A 15,073-nucleotide genomic window follows, 5' to 3' on the forward strand; every position below is an offset into this window, starting at 1 on the left:
GTGGGAACAGGCAGTATGAATCAGCGCATACTGCTTTTTTTAATTGCTATATCTAATATCTTTATTCTTCAGATTGAAAAATTATTAATGAAACTTTAAGCCCACCCAAAACTGACGGCGCATAATCAATCTTGGCCGTATGTAACTGCATAATCTTTTGACAAATCGACAATCCCAAACCTGAACCTTGTGTTCGCGTGCCCAAGGCGCGGTAAAAACGCTCACCTAAACGTTGAACAACTTCTTCCTGAATTCCCTCTCCCGAATTTTCAATCATAAGTTGTAGATTCTGACCTTCAACTATCGTCCTGATTTCGACCTGTCCCTGCATCGGCGTATAACGAATGGCATTATCAACCAGATTGCGGATACAGCTAAAAATCAGCTCTGCATTTGCTTCAATCACTGCATCTTCAAGTTTTAAGTTCCAGTGGATCTCTTTTTCCTGAGCAAAAGGTTGTAAAGCTTGTAAGACCTCCTGAACCAATACTTTAAGATTCACCTGCTGTTTGGGAAGCTGCTCTGCATGTTCTGGATCAAGCCGAGCCAATAGCAGTAAGTTTTCCAGAATCTGCGTTCCGCGGTTGACGTCATTCTGGATCATCTGTAACGCTTGCCTAAGTTGGGCATCTTCCTGATATTTACGTTTAAGCACCTGTAAACGCATTTGAATGGCAGACAATGGGGAACGCAACTCATGCGAAGCATCGGCAGTAAAACGTTGCTCGGCAGCCAATGATTTTTCTAAACGGCTCAACATAGCATTCAGCTGACGGACAATCGGTTGCAGTTCGGTAATTTCAGGATCAGGACTTTGAACCGGAGTGAGATCCTGTGCAGATTTAGAACCGATTTCTCGGGAAATTTTATTTAAAGGTCTTAATTGCCGCTTAATGGCAAAACGTAAAATCAGCCACTGTAATATCCATAGGATAAATAAAATCCCGGCGAAACCTAAAGTCGTTTGCCAAAGCTCATCAAAGCGTACCGAAAGCGGTTGTACCACTTTCACTTTCAAGTCTTGATCTTCAGCAATCAGGATGCGAATAAAATGACCATTTTCATAATCAAAGTGAAATCCATTTTTCTGTGCAAGTGGTATCTCATTAATCAGTTCATCATCAATTGAAGTGGTCAGTACCTGCTGATTCAGTAGTAAGGCATATTGAATATCAAACTGCTCACTGATTTCATCAACCTGCGTATTTTTGGCCTGGTTCACATCTCCTAAAAGTAACTCTGAAATTTCCTCCATCAGGTCATCATGCAAATCAATCGCCTGATAACTGGAAATTCCCAATAACAGCAGCCACGCCAGAAATCCTGCCAGTATGGAACTGAACATGGCATGTTGAATCAGCCGACTTTGCAGGGAAATGGGTGCCTTCATATGGAGGCCTCGGGTTTATGCATCCGGTAGCCCAAGCCACGAATGGTTTTAATCATCTGACTGCCAATTTTTTTACGTAGCTGATAAATAAAGACTTCAATCGCATTGCTTTCGATTTCGTCTCCCCAGGCATAGAGGGATTCCTCCAGCTGCTCCCGGGTAATGATATGTTCTGGTTTTTGCATCAGCTTATATAAAATCTGGAATTCTTTTGCAGTCAGATTAATGCTCTGTCCCGCCTTCATTACGGTCTTGGCCTGAGTATCCAGACTAAGATCCTGCCATTCCAGGATATGATTTGGCGTTTGCTGTTTTTGTCTGAGCTGGGCACGCACGCGAGCGGAAAGCTCTTCCAGACTAAAGGGTTTTACCAGATAATCATTGGCCCCCAAATCAAGTCCTGCGACCCGGTCATGAATACTGTCCTTGGCGGTGATAAAGATAACAGGTGTATCTTTCTGTTTATTGCGCAAGCTTTTAAGAATGTCGTCTCCGGTTGCATTCGGCAGGCCACGGTCCAGCAAAATACAGTCATACTGATGCTGTTCAATTGCCAGAATGGCATGATCCCCTCGATCGACCCGATCAATTACATAACCGTCCATTTCCAGCCAGGTTTGAATACTTTCCGCCTGAGATTCATCATCCTCTGCCAAAAGAATACGCATGCTATGCTCCGCTTATTTTATCTTTCTATCTTGCCTTGAAAAAGTTTTAGACTCAAAAAAACCACATGCTTTTTGGTAACTTGCATGTGGTTTTTTGTTGCTGTCTTCAGATTCAGTTCAGGAAATCATGCTGGAATTAGAACTGAACTTGGTCGACATCAATTTCAACACGTTTCGCAGGTTTATAGTCAATGTCTACTTCACCAATGATTACCACAGGTGTTTTAGCTGATACTGGTTTACCTTGCCAAAGTTCATCATCAATTTCGACAGTGATGGTGCCAGTATTGTCACGGAACTGGTATTTTTCATCACCGACAGCTTTTACTACATATCCTTTCAGCTGAACCTTGCTGTCATCTTTCATGGTCAACGCTTGCTTAACTGTAGTCGTTTTAGCAAATGCAGCCTGATTCACCGCAGTTTCACTACTCGCAACTGCGACAGTCCCAATTGAACCCATTAATGCAGCTGCTAAAATAGTATTCATCATCATTTTCATTGCAGTTACCTCTTTTTAAAGCCTTGCCCTGTTTCGATAATGCTATTAAAACAGCCAAAGATGAATTGAATCTTAAGATTACTTCATCTTCAGAATTTAATTTAATGGCACAACTCTTAAGACTTCTTCAAGCGTGGTGACCCCTTCAAGAATCTTGCGAGCACCGGCAATCCGTAAAGGTTCCACCCCTTCTTTTTTTGCCTGCTGACGTAACTGATTCAGGTTAGCATCCGCTCCGATCAATTGCTTGGTGGTCAGGCTGAGCGGCATAAATTCATAAATCCCGATTCGGCCTTTATAACCGGTATGGCGACACTCTTCACAACCGACTGCTTTAAAAACAAATTCTGGGCGTGGTAAAGGATAGTCCACTGCCAGATGTTGCCATTCCTGCTCATCCAGGAAACTCTCCTGCTTACATTGTGGGCATAGCTTACGCACCAGACGTTGAGCCAGAACCCCCAGGATAGTCGCTGCTGTTAAAAATGGTTGTACGCCCAGATCATGCAAGCGGGTCAGACTCGACGGCGCATCATTAGTATGCAGGGTAGAAAGTACCAAGTGACCGGTTAATGCTGCCTGAATCGCCATATTGGCCGTATCTTGGTCACGAATCTCGCCGACCATAATAATGTCAGGATCCTGACGCATCAGTGCACGTACACCATCTGCAAAGCCCAGTTCAATTCCGTTATTGACCTGCATCTGGTTAAAGCTTGGTTCCAGCATCTCGATCGGATCTTCAATCGTGCAGACATTCACCTGCTCAGTCGCAAGCTGCTTTAAAGTGGAATACAGTGTGGTGGTTTTACCAGAACCGGTCGGTCCGGTGACCAGAATAATACCGTGACTATGGCTGGTCAGATTATTCCAGTCATTGAGCAGATGCCCTTCGAAACCGAGCTGCTGAAAACTTCTGACCAGAACTTCTGGGTCAAATATACGCATTACCAGCTTTTCACCAAATGCGGTGGGTAAGGTCGATAAACGCAGTTCTGTTTCCTGCCCTTTTGGAGTCCGAGTTTTTAAACGACCATCCTGTGGTTTACGTTTTTCTGCCACATTCATCCGGCCCAGAATCTTGATTCGGGAAATAACTGCGGTCAAGGTATTGGCTGGCATGTTATAGATGGTATGCAATACTCCATCAATCCGGAAACGGATCTTGCCGGTGTCTTTGCGCGGTTCCATATGAATATCACTGGCACCCTGCTCAAAGGCAAATTGCAGCACCCAGTCTACCAGTTTCACGATATGCTGGTCATTGGCATCCGGATTCTGTGAATCACCTAGTTGCAGTAAGGCTTCTACGCCTTTATTTTCCCTGTCATAAGCAGATGATTTTTGCGAGCCACTGACTGCACGACTGACCTGATAATACTCAACAATATAACGCTGGAGCTGTTCCGGATTGAGCAATACCCGTTCAATTTTTTTTGGTGCAATATTCTGTTCGAGGTTTGAGACCCATTCAGTTTTATAAGGCTGATCTGTAGCAATCAGAACTTTATCTGGTTGAATTTCTACTGCCAGAATACGGTTACGCAATGCATATTCCTGTGACATAACATTGGTCAAGGCCTGCACATCAGCTTTGAGCGGATCGATAATATAGAACATTAAACCGGTTTTTTCTGCCAGCCACTGGCATAAGCGGTTGAGTGTCAAAGTACTTTGAGGATGGGACTGATCAACCAGACTAAAGTGCGCGATCCATTGCAAGGGATGCCATTTTATTTGTTCACGTTGACGATGTGTGGTCTGAACTCGCATCCGGTCACGTTCAGTTATTTTTCCGTCTTTTAAAAGCTGATCCAAACACCAGCCTGTATCAATTTCAAAATCAAATTTCATGATCGATGGTCCCCAAAACTGCCTCCACTATAACAAGTTTTTCCTGTTTTTCGCATTCCATCGCGACTTCCAAACTTAAAAGCAATATTGTTTCTCATAAATGATAAACACATCACATGGGTTTTAGGTCATAACCTTTTTCTGCTTGTCGATGTGTCAATTTTTCGCCTATATTTCAATCAGGATATCTTATTCAATCGCTGAGACCGGGTATGGATTTAAACGTAGTTCCCTTAAATGAAAGTAGTTCCTTTCATGAGCTGCTTACCCTCCTGACCGCCGCTTTAGGATGTGGCTTATTGATTGGTCTGGAACGTGAACGGCATAAACAGCGTGAAGAACAGGCCAGTTTTGCCGGGCTACGCTCTTTTGCGATCTGTGCTTTATTAGGCGCATTGTGCTTTTTATTCGGAATGGCAATGGGTCTGGCCGGTGCACTCATTATTGGCGGTATTGTCATTTTTTCTATTAGAAACCAGATAGAAGATCCGGGGATTACCACCGAATTGGCCTTTATCATGACCTATTTTATTGGGGCGATTTGTTTATGGAATATTCCTCTGGCTGCAGGACTAGCAGTTCTGATCACGATAATTTTAATGGCCAAACACTCTATGCATAATATTGCCGGACAGTGGATTACTGAGGCTGAATTTAGGGATGGATTACTATTATTAGCCTTGATTCTGATTGGTTTACCGCTAACCCCTGACCGGCCTTTATGGGGTGAAGTGCTGAACCCTTATCTGATTTTAAAATTAGTAACTCTCATACTGGTAGTTCAAGCTTTGGCACATATCGCTAAACGTTTCTTTTCAACTAAAAATGCTTTGATGCTGTCTTCAATTGCTTCAGGTTTTGTTTCTAGTACCGCTACTATTGCTCAACTGGGGATACAGGTGCGCAAAGGTGAAATGGATGCAAAATCCAATGCTGGCGCTGCCCTGATGTCCTGCATTTCGACATTAGTTCTATTGTTTATTGTAGTGGGAGGCGTTTCCTGGGATTGGCTAAAAATTCTGCTCCTCCCTTCATTAGTCGCTATGCTTATTCTGGCTGCATGTGCATTTATATTATTACATAAAGCTGAACCTGCTAAAAATCAGGAGTCTCCGGAATCTTCTGACAGTAAGATGTTTAGTCTCAAAGAAGCTGTGATTATCGCTGCCGCATTAACCCTGATTCAGGCTGGAGTTTACGGTCTGGAAATATTACTGGGCAATGCTGGTCTTCTTGCTGGTACTTTATTTGCATCCTTATTTGAAATTCATGCCGCAATGGCCAGTGTGGTCATTCAAGGAGATCCCTCCAATACCCGTTTGATCTATGCCTTACTCTTAGGTTTAGGCGCACATGCTTTGGCTAAATCGGTCAATGCAGCCTTAACAGGTGGTTTTAAATTCGCGTTGTATTTTGCACCCATACAGATTTTACATATGGCTGTGTTGATGGGTATTTTTTGGTGGATGTATTTTTGACTATTAAGTATATTTAAATAATCAATTTTTATATATTTTACAAGTTTAATTCTAATATTTTCTCGCTATAATCAGTTTGCTTCAATTAAGAGAAGCAATATTTAAATTAATTATTTTAATAAGGACTATTATGAAATTAAAAAATTTATCGCTCGCTATTTTCAGTACATTAATGCTAAGTGCGTGTGGTGGGGGTTCATCTTCTGATTCAAATGGCGGTAATACTGGAACTGGAACTGGAACTGGAACTGGAACTGGAAATACTACCCTTACAAAACCTGACTTCCAACAATGGTCATCATTCTATATTGATGAATATTCCGACTCGGATCTAAATTATGAAATTGAACAGCTAACCTTTGATCAAGGGAATATCTATATAAAAGTAGACGAAACAACAGGCTGGAATAATAGTGAAACTTTTTATTTAACTGCTAATGGATTATATGATAAAGGCACTAACCACCCATCATATGGCAAATTAGAAGGTACAATTACCTCCAATACAACCACTTGGAAAAGACTTCCATATTCATCTATTAACTCTAAAGGTTTGAGTGAAACATTAACTTTTAAGACACTTGATATTAGCGGTAAAAATGTGGCAGCAGCCTTAAGCCCTAATAATTTTCTTGCATTAAAATATAATTTACTTGAAAGCTATCCAATGGGCGATAAAGGACTTAAATTTTATACTGATCTAAAAAATTCTACTTTCCCAGAGGGCTCAACCTGTATACAAATACAGAAAGCTGAACATTCTGAAGATTATATTGAACTATATAACTATTCACTAGAACCTGATATCCAGCAGGACCTAAAAGGCTATTGGCAAGAACTTCTTTTAGATCCAAAAGGCTATACAAAAAGAATATTTAAAGATTCAGTAGCTTACTTATATAATGAAGAAAACATTGAAAACGGTTTTGCTGAATATAAAAGTAATATTTATGAAGTAGATTTTTATAAATCAGGAACGTCATTCAATTTTGAGTCAGAAATATCTGAGCTAAACAGACTTTACAACGCTGCATCAGGCGAGCAAAAGATCTTGTTAAAAGAATTAATAGACCTACAAAAATCTTCATGCTCTTTATTTAATTCAACTGCATCTAAAGTAATTGCTGAAAAAGTTGGACTTTACAAATAAGAGTTATTAGAGAGGAAAACCTATAAATTTATAGGTTTTTCTTTTTAAATTATTTACTTAATATTTAAAAATTTTAGCTTTACATCTTAGGCTTTATATAGCGTAATTTAAATAATTAGCTCTTAGATATACAAAGTAGAAACTTTTATATTATTTCTAAGATGTAAGTACTATTTGTATTAACCTTAAATTTCACATCCAAATCCGCAAACTTCATTCCATAAACCCTGTTCTCATCATCCTGATATGCCGGCCTAGGATCGAGAGACAAGACAGCCTCAAGTTCTTGCAGCGTTTGAACAGATATTTTTCTTTTTTCTAATAATAAATTTTTTTGCTGTTCAGCGTCCTTACTCCACATCACGGACTTACGTGATGGTTCGTCCTGAGCATAACCACTTTGTGCCTCAATCACGGCATCTGAATACTGAATATAGGGCTTGATATCGACAATCGGCGTTCCATCTAACAGGTCGCTTCCTGCGACATAAACCCGGACATTTTTACCGACTTTTTTGACTTCTTTGAGCTTGACTACAGAAAGCCCGATTGGTGATGGCCGGTACATGCTACGGGTGGCAAAGACACCTATTTTTTTATTTCCACCTAAACGTGGTGGACGAACCTGCGGACGAAATTGCTGGCTCTGCTGATTTTTATTGTCATGAAACTGCCAGACTAACCAGAGATGACTAAACTCTTCGATGCCTTCAAATGCGAGTAAATCATTATATGGACCGGTCATTTCAATATAGCTTTCAACCTGTACCAAATTAGGCTGACGCGGGATGCCAAACTTTTCTTTATAGGGAGAATGCATATAGCCAATAATCGGCAGAGTGAGTTCGGTCATAATCACTTTTTTTGATAAGCTCAATTAAATATATTCAGTTTATAGAGAATGAATTTAGATTAGAATAGCAACCTGTTCTAATTTGATAACTTATTGAGACCTTTAATGGCTGCTTTTAACGTCGAAAAGATTACTCACGTCCACCATTGGAATGACACTTTATTCTCTTTTAAAACGACTCGTGACACTGCATTACGTTTTAAAAACGGTCAGTTTGTGATGATCGGTCTTGAAGTCAATGGCAAGCCTTTAATGCGTGCATATTCAATTGCAAGTGCAAACTATGAAGAAGAGCTAGAGTTTTTCTCTATTAAAGTGCCAGATGGCCCTCTTACTTCTATCCTGCAAAAAGTAAAAGTGGGTGACGAAATCCTGGTTTCTAAAAAACCTACAGGTACACTGGTTCTTGATGACTTAAACCCAGGTAAAAACTTGTACCTGCTTTCTTCTGGTACTGGTCTTGCACCATTCCTTTCTGTGATTCGTGATCCAGAAACTTATGAACGTTTTGAAAAAATCATCGTGGTTCACGGTACACGTTTTATCTCAGAACTGGCTTATCAAGATTTGATTCTTAACGAAATTCCAAACCACGAATTCTTTGGTGAATTGGGTGCTAAAGAAAAATTAGTGTATTACCCAACTGTTACTCGTGAAGAGTTCCATACGCAAGGTCGTGTAACCACTGCGATTGAATCTGGTCAATTATTCGAGAAAATCGGACTACCCCGTTTCAATCCTGAAACTGACCGTGCAATGCTATGTGGTTCTCCTGCATTCCTGGACGATGTTGCTGCACTGCTGGACCAACACGGTCTGAAAGAATCTCCACGTATGGGCGTTCTGGGCGATTACGTGATTGAACGTGCATTCGTTGAAAAATAATCTAAATTCCTTCTTAAATGTTAGAATATGTAACTGTAATTGATTTCTCATGAGGATTTATCCTCGCTAAAGACTTAGTTACATAAACTCTGTAAACTTTTAATTCGATCTATTTAGATCCCATTCTCCTGTTTCACCGTTTATGTAACCAAGCCGTTTTTTTATAGGCAAGGTATGAGCACTGAACAACCCTCCTCTCTCGAGCGTACAGGGTCTAAAGTCTATCGATATTTTGTTGTCGTACTGACTTTACTTGTTGCGCTGTACTTGATCATTCAAGGCGCTAAATTACTCAGCCTCGGTGGTACAAGCTATTATCTCATTGCAGGGATTGCCTATGTTGCAATCGCCATTTTATATGCGATGAAAAAAGCCTTTGGTTTCTGGCTTTCTATTGTTACTTTTATTGCAACCCTCCTCTGGTCTATTGCTGAAGTTCAAGGTTTGAGCTTCTGGCAATATATCCCACGTCTGGTGGTTCCAACTATTCTGTTTGTCCTCAGCATGTGGGCAAGCAAAAGCCTGCCAGCACTCAATGCTGCAAAAATCAAAGCTGCCAATCTTGTTGGCTTTGCCGGTTTCTTTGCCTGTGTCGCAGCCCTGATTGCTGCGTTCTTCCCACACGGCAAAATCCTCAATCCTGTTGATATCGTACAAGACCCTGCACTGGCTAAACCGAATGCAGAAAACCCAGACAACTGGGAATATTTCGGTCGTAATGGTAACGGTACCCGCTTTGCACCGTACACTGACATTACCCCTGAAAATGTCAAAGATCTAAAAGTGGCTTGGACTTATCACACTGGTCGTGATACTTCTGCCGGTGTCGATGAAAATACACCAATTCAAATTGGTAGTACTTTATATTCATGTACACCGACTAACATCATTTCAGCAATTGATGGTGACAGTGGTAAAGCACTTTGGAAATATGATCCACATGCAAAAACTGCAGAGCATATCACTTGCCGTGGTGTTGGTTACTATGATGCAACTAAAGACAAATCTTTAACTGCAGCAGACTTACAAGCACCGGGTATTAAAGCTTGTCTACAACGTATCCTGACTTCTACTGTTGATGGCCGTTTAATTGCTTTGAACGCCAAAACAGGTGCTTTATGTCCTGAGTTCGGTGTTAATGGTCAAGTCGATGTTCTACATGACATGGGCCCAACTGAGCAAAGTAAACGTTACCACCCAACATCGACCCCACTCATTGCCGGCCATGTTGCTGTATTAGGCGGTTGGGTACGTGATATTGTGCATGGCGAACCTTCTGGTGTTGTACGTGCTTATGACGTTCGTACTGGTAAATTGGCTTGGGCGTGGGATGTTGGTAATCCTGAACTTGTGGGTGAACCTAAAGATGGCAAAGGCTTTACTTTAGAAACACCGAACATGTGGACTATCCCAACCTATGACAAAGACCTGAATTTGGTTTACTTACCTACAGGTAATGGTCCTCCTGACTATTGGGGCGGTGACCGTAACGCAGCCAAAGAAAAATTTGGTTCTGCCGTTGTGGCTGTCAATGCATCAACAGGTAAAACTGTCTGGACGTATCAAACAGTTCACCATGATGTTTGGGATTATGACTTACCGTCACAACCTGTACTTTATGACATGACCGATGATCATGGTAAAAAAGTACCTGCGTTAATCCAAACCACCAAAATGGGTCAAATCTTTGTCCTTGATCGTCGTACTGGTAAACCTATTACCAAAGTTGAAGAACGTCCTGTCGACACTAATGGTGCTGAAGGTGAAAAACTTTCTCCAACTCAACCATTCTCTGTGGGTATGCCACAAATTGGTAATGAAACGCTCACTGAACAAGATATGTGGGGGATTTCAACCTTTGACCAATTGGCATGTCGTATTGACTTTAAAGATTCTGTCTATAACGGTCTATACACTGCACCTGGTGAAAAACCATATATCGAATGGCCTAGTCTGCTTGGTGGTTTCAACTGGGGTGGTATCTCCATTGATGAATCGACTGGCATGATGTACGTCAACGATATGCGTATGCCACTTCGTATGTCATTGGTTCGTAAAGAAGATATGCACAAATACCATATCTCAACTGACGAAGTCCCTGGCTTTATGGGTACAGTACGTCCTCAATTGGCAGGTCCTTATGCGGGTGTAAAAATCGACATCATGCAATCTAAATTGGGTGTACCTTGTAATAAACCACCATTTGGTACCATGACTGCCATCGACTTAAAATCTAAAAAAGTCGTTTGGGAAGTACCAATGGGTACAGCCAAAGAATTGGGTCCATTAGGTGTGAAAACCCATATGCCAATTCCTTTAGGTATGCCGACATTAGGTGGTCCTACTTCAACCGCTTCTGGTCTGGTGTTCTTCGCAGGTACTCAGGATTATTACCTACGTGCGCTGGATTCAAAAACTGGTAAAGAAGTGTGGAAAGCTGAGCTTCCTGTTGCTGCTGTTGCTGCACCGCTGATTTATAAATCTCCAAAAACTGGCAAACAATATGTTGTGATTTCTGCAGGTGGTGCAAGCCATTCTAAAGATGTTGGCGACTATATTATTGCCTTTGCTTTACCTGATCAAAAATAATTTTTTGATGAATAAAGAAAAAACCGAAGCTTAGGCTTCGGTTTTTTATTGCAATCGTCATTAAAAATTAACGATCGCGACCTTCCTGATTTGCAGAACCTGAACAGCCTGCACCACCACCGATAATAAAACCGCTTTCTGCTTTGCATGAACCGATCATACGGCCATGTGAGTCAAATGTAGTCACTGTTGATGCACAACCAGTTAGTACAATAGTCGCTGCTAATGCAATAAGTGTTGATAATTTCATGATATTCCCCTCTAAGATTTATGGTGCTAAATGAATCTGATTTTGACTTGGTGGTACTGGCAATAAACCTGTCTTGGCATCCACCGTATTGTAGTTCACGCCAATTGCATTGCCTGATCCATTACAATGAGCACTAGCAGTTGAAAGCAGACCACGTGTAGCTTTACATGATCCAATCACCTGACCCGATGCATCATAAGTGACGACCATAGAACTACACCCAGTCATCAGTATAATAGTTGAAAGTGAAAGTAGTTTTATGAAGCTCATTGCTCCCCCTCAAAAACACTAAAAAATTTAAATTGTTTAGTTATATGAATCTTTTCTAAATTTCGCGCATGATTCTTCCTAAATTTATCGCATTTGTAAAGCTTTATTTTTCATCTATTTTTTAGACTTAAGGCTAATAAAAAGCTGCCTGATCAGCAGCTTTTTCATAATTAAATTTAATATTAAGGATCAGGCTGACTCATGCTTCAATACTCGTTCAGCTAGAGCCTGTTTCACCACATGATATCCAGCGCTTAAGCCTAGACTTGCCATAATGAATGCAACAATAACATCTGGCCATAGACTGCCAGTGCCAAAGACTCCCACTGCTGCAAAAATGACGGCCACATTGCCGATTGCATCATTACGGCTGCACAACCAGACTGATTTCATATTGGCATCGCCATCCCGGAAAGCATATAAAATTATGGCTGTGACAACGTTTGCGATTAAGGCCAATACCCCGATGATCCCCATCGTAATGGCTTCAGGTGGAATACCTTGCATAAAGGCATAAATTACTTTGCCAATGACGACCAGACCAAATACTGCCATGGTCAATCCTTTAATCAGAGCAACTGTTGCACGCCAATACAGACTTGCACCAATCACCGCCAGAGAAATACCATAATTCACAGCATCTCCAAAGAAATCTAGCGCATCTGCCCATAACGCTGATGAATGTGCATAAGCACCGCCGATCAGCTCCACACCAAATAAGGTCAGGTTAATCAATAATGCAATCCATAAAGCTGTTCTAAATTTGCTATTAGATTTGGGCGGCGCGGGTTCATGACTACAACTACAGGCCATATTATTCTCCGATGATTTTTTATCCTGAATGCGATAAAGTCATTAGAAACTATGGAGTCACTCCAAGGTCAAGCCTGAGGTATTTATGTCACATTATTTGATTTCTGATATAGCCAAGAAAACTGATTTAAGCACTGATACCATTCGATTTTATGAGAAAAGAGGTTTGATTCAGCCGAATTTTCGAGCAAGTAACCAGTATCGTTATTATGGCGACGAGGCCTTAAAACGCTTGATTTTTATCAAACGCTGTCGTGCTTTAGGCATGTCTTTAAAAGAAATTGAATACCTGATTCAGCTGGAACAGAATCCTGAACAGGATTGCTGTGAAGTTAACCAGATGATTGATCAGCACCTTATAGATATTTCAAATAAAATTAAAGAATTACAATTATTTAAACAGCAGTTAATGGCGCTTCGCGAAAGCTGTAATACCCCAACCACGATTAATCATTGCCAGATTTTAAAAACACTGGAATCTATTGAAAATAGCTGAAATATTTATGGATATTTTAAACCGTTTACTGTTTATCTTTTAACTTGAAATTGAGTTAAATTATGCCAATTCCGAGTTATTTACTAGGTTGAATCCTGATTTTAGATGACTAGAATAAAGACGTACTTTTTATATGTCTTTCGATTTTATCATGAGCATTTCTCACGTTACCGAACTTCTCTCACCTGCTGGCTCCCTAAAAAACATGCGTTATGCCTTTGCTTATGGTGCAGATGCAGTCTATGCCGGCCAGCCGCGTTATAGCTTGCGTGTTCGTAATAATGAATTTGACCATGACAATCTGGCGATTGGCATCAAAGAAGCGCATAAGCTTGGCAAAAAATTCTATGTCGTGGTGAATATTCAGCCACATAACTCCAAACTGAAAAATTTTATTCGTGACCTTGAACCAGTCGTGGCAATGCAGCCAGATGCGCTGATCATGTCCGATCCTGGTCTGATCATGCTGGTGCGTGAGCATTTCCCGCACATGGACATTCACCTGTCTGTACAGGCCAATGCTGTGAACTGGGCAACTGTAAAGTTCTGGAAGAATATGGGACTTACTCGCGTAATTTTGTCACGTGAACTGTCCATCGAAGAAATCGAAGAAATCAAACAGCAAGTTCCAGATATCGAAATCGAAGTGTTCGTACATGGTGCGTTGTGCATGGCCTACTCTGGCCGCTGCATGCTGTCTGGCTATATGAACAAACGCGATGCCAACCAGGGCGCCTGCACCAATGCCTGCCGCTGGGAATACCAAGTACTGGATGCCAAGGAAGATGAAACGGGCGATGTGATCCCGGTTAAAAATCTGGATTCAGGCTGCTGTTCGAAAGACATCGACCAGGTGCATAAAGAAGCCCAACATCATTTCTATGAACCTGTACTGTTACAGCGTAATGATGAAGACATGTTCGCGGCAGAAGAAGACGAACATGGCACCTATTTCATGAATTCCAAAGACCTGCGTGCGGTACAGCATGTGGAACGATTGACCAAGATTGGCGTACATTCACTGAAAATTGAAGGTCGGACCAAATCTTATTTCTACTGTGCGCGTACTGCGCAGATTTACCGTAAAGCCATTGATGATGCGCTTGCTGGTAAGCCATTCGACCCTTCACTCATGACGCAACTGGAAGGTCTTGCGAATCGTGGTTATACCGAAGGTTTCCTGCGTCGTCATGTGCATAGTGAATATCAAAACTATGAAAATGGTTCATCGAGTTTCGATCATCAGCAGTTCTGTGGAGAAGTGTTAGAGCGTAATGGTGACTATATCAAGATTGATGTGAAAAACCGTTTTGTCGTTGGTGATTCACTAGAGCTGATGACCACTAAAGGCAACATCACTTTTACCTTAACTGAGATCAAAGACCGTAAAGGCAATCTGATTGAAGATGCCAAAGGTTCAGGTCATGTCGTTGAAATTCCAGTGCCTGCAGATGTCAATATGCAGTATGCCCTGCTGATCCGTAATCTGCCATCATCATCTGTAGACATTTCAGCCTCTTCATTGGCTTATCAGGCGAGTTAAAAAATGGCGCTCTTGATTACCGATAAATGTATCAACTGTGATATGTGCTTACCGGAATGCCCAAATGAAGCAATTTATGAGGGCGAGAAGCTTTATGAAATTGACGTCAATCGTTGTACCGAATGTGTGGGTTTCTATGATCATCAAACCTGTATTGCCGTCTGTCCTATTGAGTGCATTGTGCCGCATCCAGAACATCAGGAAACGCAAGAGCAGTTAATGGAAAAATTTAAAGGTTTGAATCTGTTCAAAGCTTGAATGATGCATGAAGTCTTATGACTTCATCTAAGAACAACCTTGGGGAAAGATAAAAATAAGGGTTGAAAACAAAA

At 41.2% G+C, this 15,073-nt stretch carries 15 protein-coding genes; 7 read left to right on the forward strand and 8 right to left on the reverse strand.

The annotated features are described in order from the left end of the window. Window positions 1-61 precede the first annotated feature (61 nt). From G5T77_RS02920 to G5T77_RS02935, 4 genes are all read right to left on the reverse strand, one after another. Window positions 62-1,390, reverse strand: a complete 1,329-nt coding sequence (locus G5T77_RS02920; protein ID WP_166136019.1) for an ATP-binding protein — start codon at window positions 1,388-1,390, stop codon at window positions 62-64. Next, the gene (locus G5T77_RS02925; RefSeq protein WP_034703721.1) at window positions 1,387-2,058 is read right to left on the reverse strand and encodes a response regulator transcription factor; all 672 of its coding nucleotides are present in this window, start codon (window positions 2,056-2,058) and stop codon (window positions 1,387-1,389) included. The genes G5T77_RS02920 and G5T77_RS02925 overlap by 4 nt, the downstream gene beginning before the upstream one ends. Window positions 2,059-2,194: 136 nt before the next feature. Further along, on the reverse strand, window positions 2,195-2,560 hold the full coding sequence (locus G5T77_RS02930) for a NirD/YgiW/YdeI family stress tolerance protein (protein WP_125279084.1): 366 nt from the start codon (window positions 2,558-2,560) through the stop codon (window positions 2,195-2,197). Between the two features lie 96 nt (window positions 2,561-2,656). Continuing rightward, window positions 2,657-4,414 carry a GspE/PulE family protein gene (locus tag G5T77_RS02935; RefSeq protein ID WP_166136016.1) on the reverse strand — a complete coding sequence of 586 codons (1,758 nt, stop codon included), beginning with the start codon at window positions 4,412-4,414 and terminating at the stop codon, window positions 2,657-2,659. Between the two features lie 212 nt (window positions 4,415-4,626). Here G5T77_RS02935 and G5T77_RS02940 point away from each other — a divergent pair, with 212 nt between their 5' ends. Together G5T77_RS02940 and G5T77_RS02945 are read left to right on the forward strand one after the other, a co-directional pair. Continuing rightward, window positions 4,627-5,892, forward strand: coding sequence for an MgtC/SapB family protein (locus tag G5T77_RS02940; protein ID WP_166136013.1), 1,266 nt, complete (start codon window positions 4,627-4,629; stop codon window positions 5,890-5,892). Window positions 5,893-6,022: 130 nt separating this feature from the next. Beyond that, window positions 6,023-7,042, forward strand: a complete 1,020-nt coding sequence (locus tag G5T77_RS02945; RefSeq protein WP_166136010.1) for a hypothetical protein — start codon at window positions 6,023-6,025, stop codon at window positions 7,040-7,042. Between the two features lie 145 nt (window positions 7,043-7,187). Here G5T77_RS02945 and tsaA read toward each other — a convergent pair whose 3' ends face one another. After that, window positions 7,188-7,895: a tRNA (N6-threonylcarbamoyladenosine(37)-N6)-methyltransferase TrmO gene (tsaA, locus tag G5T77_RS02950; RefSeq protein ID WP_166136008.1), complete on the reverse strand. Its 708-nt coding sequence runs from the start codon at window positions 7,893-7,895 to the stop codon at window positions 7,188-7,190. 105 nt (window positions 7,896-8,000) lie between these two features. Here tsaA and G5T77_RS02955 point away from each other — a divergent pair, with 105 nt between their 5' ends. Continuing rightward, the gene (locus G5T77_RS02955) at window positions 8,001-8,780 is read left to right on the forward strand and encodes a ferredoxin--NADP reductase (RefSeq protein WP_005236496.1); all 780 of its coding nucleotides are present in this window, start codon (window positions 8,001-8,003) and stop codon (window positions 8,778-8,780) included. A 174-nt stretch (window positions 8,781-8,954) separates the two neighbouring features. After that, window positions 8,955-11,369 (forward strand): membrane-bound PQQ-dependent dehydrogenase, glucose/quinate/shikimate family, encoded by a 2,415-nt coding sequence (locus tag G5T77_RS02960; protein WP_166136005.1) that lies wholly within the window; start codon window positions 8,955-8,957, stop codon window positions 11,367-11,369. Window positions 11,370-11,436: 67 nt separating this feature from the next. Here the strand turns inward: G5T77_RS02960 and G5T77_RS02965 are convergent, their stop codons facing one another. From G5T77_RS02965 to G5T77_RS02975, 3 genes are all read right to left on the reverse strand, one after another. Next, on the reverse strand, window positions 11,437-11,619 hold the full coding sequence (locus tag G5T77_RS02965; RefSeq protein WP_166136002.1) for a hypothetical protein: 183 nt from the start codon (window positions 11,617-11,619) through the stop codon (window positions 11,437-11,439). Between the two features lie 18 nt (window positions 11,620-11,637). After that, on the reverse strand, window positions 11,638-11,829 hold the full coding sequence (locus G5T77_RS02970; RefSeq protein ID WP_227607384.1) for a hypothetical protein: 192 nt from the start codon (window positions 11,827-11,829) through the stop codon (window positions 11,638-11,640). 249 nt (window positions 11,830-12,078) lie between these two features. Then, window positions 12,079-12,702, reverse strand: coding sequence for a cation transporter (locus G5T77_RS02975; RefSeq protein ID WP_166135996.1), 624 nt, complete (start codon window positions 12,700-12,702; stop codon window positions 12,079-12,081). A gap of 85 nt (window positions 12,703-12,787) precedes the next feature. Between G5T77_RS02975 and G5T77_RS02980 the strand changes: the two genes are divergently transcribed. The 3 genes from G5T77_RS02980 (at window position 12,788) to G5T77_RS02990 (ending at window position 14,999) form a co-directional block, all read left to right on the forward strand. After that, window positions 12,788-13,198, forward strand: coding sequence for a Cd(II)/Pb(II)-responsive transcriptional regulator (locus G5T77_RS02980; protein WP_159123205.1), 411 nt, complete (start codon window positions 12,788-12,790; stop codon window positions 13,196-13,198). A gap of 133 nt (window positions 13,199-13,331) precedes the next feature. Then, entirely contained in the window at window positions 13,332-14,741 is a 1,410-nt protein-coding gene (gene yegQ, locus G5T77_RS02985; protein WP_166135993.1) for a tRNA 5-hydroxyuridine modification protein YegQ, read from the forward strand. A gap of 3 nt (window positions 14,742-14,744) precedes the next feature. After that, entirely contained in the window at window positions 14,745-14,999 is a 255-nt protein-coding gene (locus tag G5T77_RS02990) for a YfhL family 4Fe-4S dicluster ferredoxin (RefSeq protein WP_166135990.1), read from the forward strand. Window positions 15,000-15,073 lie beyond the last annotated feature (74 nt).

This window comes from Acinetobacter sp. GFQ9D191M (assembly GCF_011174875.1).
Classification (GTDB): Bacteria; Pseudomonadota; Gammaproteobacteria; order Pseudomonadales; family Moraxellaceae; genus Acinetobacter.

What these genes read in the sequence shown, in the direction of transcription:
- G5T77_RS02990 (WP_166135990.1), top strand. Translation starts at nt 14,745, where the DNA reads ATGGCGCTCTTGATTACCGATAAATGTATCAACTGTGATATGTGCTTA.
- G5T77_RS02980 (WP_159123205.1), top strand. Translation starts at nt 12,788, where the DNA reads ATGTCACATTATTTGATTTCTGATATAGCCAAGAAAACTGATTTAAGC.
- yegQ (WP_166135993.1), top strand. Translation starts at nt 13,332, where the DNA reads ATGTCTTTCGATTTTATCATGAGCATTTCTCACGTTACCGAACTTCTC.
- G5T77_RS02930 (WP_125279084.1), bottom strand. Translation starts at nt 2,560, where the DNA reads ATGAAAATGATGATGAATACTATTTTAGCAGCTGCATTAATGGGTTCA.
- G5T77_RS02920 (WP_166136019.1), bottom strand. Translation starts at nt 1,390, where the DNA reads ATGAAGGCACCCATTTCCCTGCAAAGTCGGCTGATTCAACATGCCATG.
- G5T77_RS02965 (WP_166136002.1), bottom strand. Translation starts at nt 11,619, where the DNA reads ATGAAATTATCAACACTTATTGCATTAGCAGCGACTATTGTACTAACT.
- tsaA (WP_166136008.1), bottom strand. Translation starts at nt 7,895, where the DNA reads ATGACCGAACTCACTCTGCCGATTATTGGCTATATGCATTCTCCCTAT.
- G5T77_RS02945 (WP_166136010.1), top strand. Translation starts at nt 6,023, where the DNA reads ATGAAATTAAAAAATTTATCGCTCGCTATTTTCAGTACATTAATGCTA.
- G5T77_RS02935 (WP_166136016.1), bottom strand. Translation starts at nt 4,414, where the DNA reads ATGAAATTTGATTTTGAAATTGATACAGGCTGGTGTTTGGATCAGCTT.
- G5T77_RS02975 (WP_166135996.1), bottom strand. Translation starts at nt 12,702, where the DNA reads ATGGCCTGTAGTTGTAGTCATGAACCCGCGCCGCCCAAATCTAATAGC.
- G5T77_RS02925 (WP_034703721.1), bottom strand. Translation starts at nt 2,058, where the DNA reads ATGCGTATTCTTTTGGCAGAGGATGATGAATCTCAGGCGGAAAGTATT.
- G5T77_RS02970 (WP_227607384.1), bottom strand. Translation starts at nt 11,829, where the DNA reads ATGGTCGTCACTTATGATGCATCGGGTCAGGTGATTGGATCATGTAAA.
- G5T77_RS02955 (WP_005236496.1), top strand. Translation starts at nt 8,001, where the DNA reads ATGGCTGCTTTTAACGTCGAAAAGATTACTCACGTCCACCATTGGAAT.
- G5T77_RS02960 (WP_166136005.1), top strand. Translation starts at nt 8,955, where the DNA reads ATGAGCACTGAACAACCCTCCTCTCTCGAGCGTACAGGGTCTAAAGTC.
- G5T77_RS02940 (WP_166136013.1), top strand. Translation starts at nt 4,627, where the DNA reads ATGGATTTAAACGTAGTTCCCTTAAATGAAAGTAGTTCCTTTCATGAG.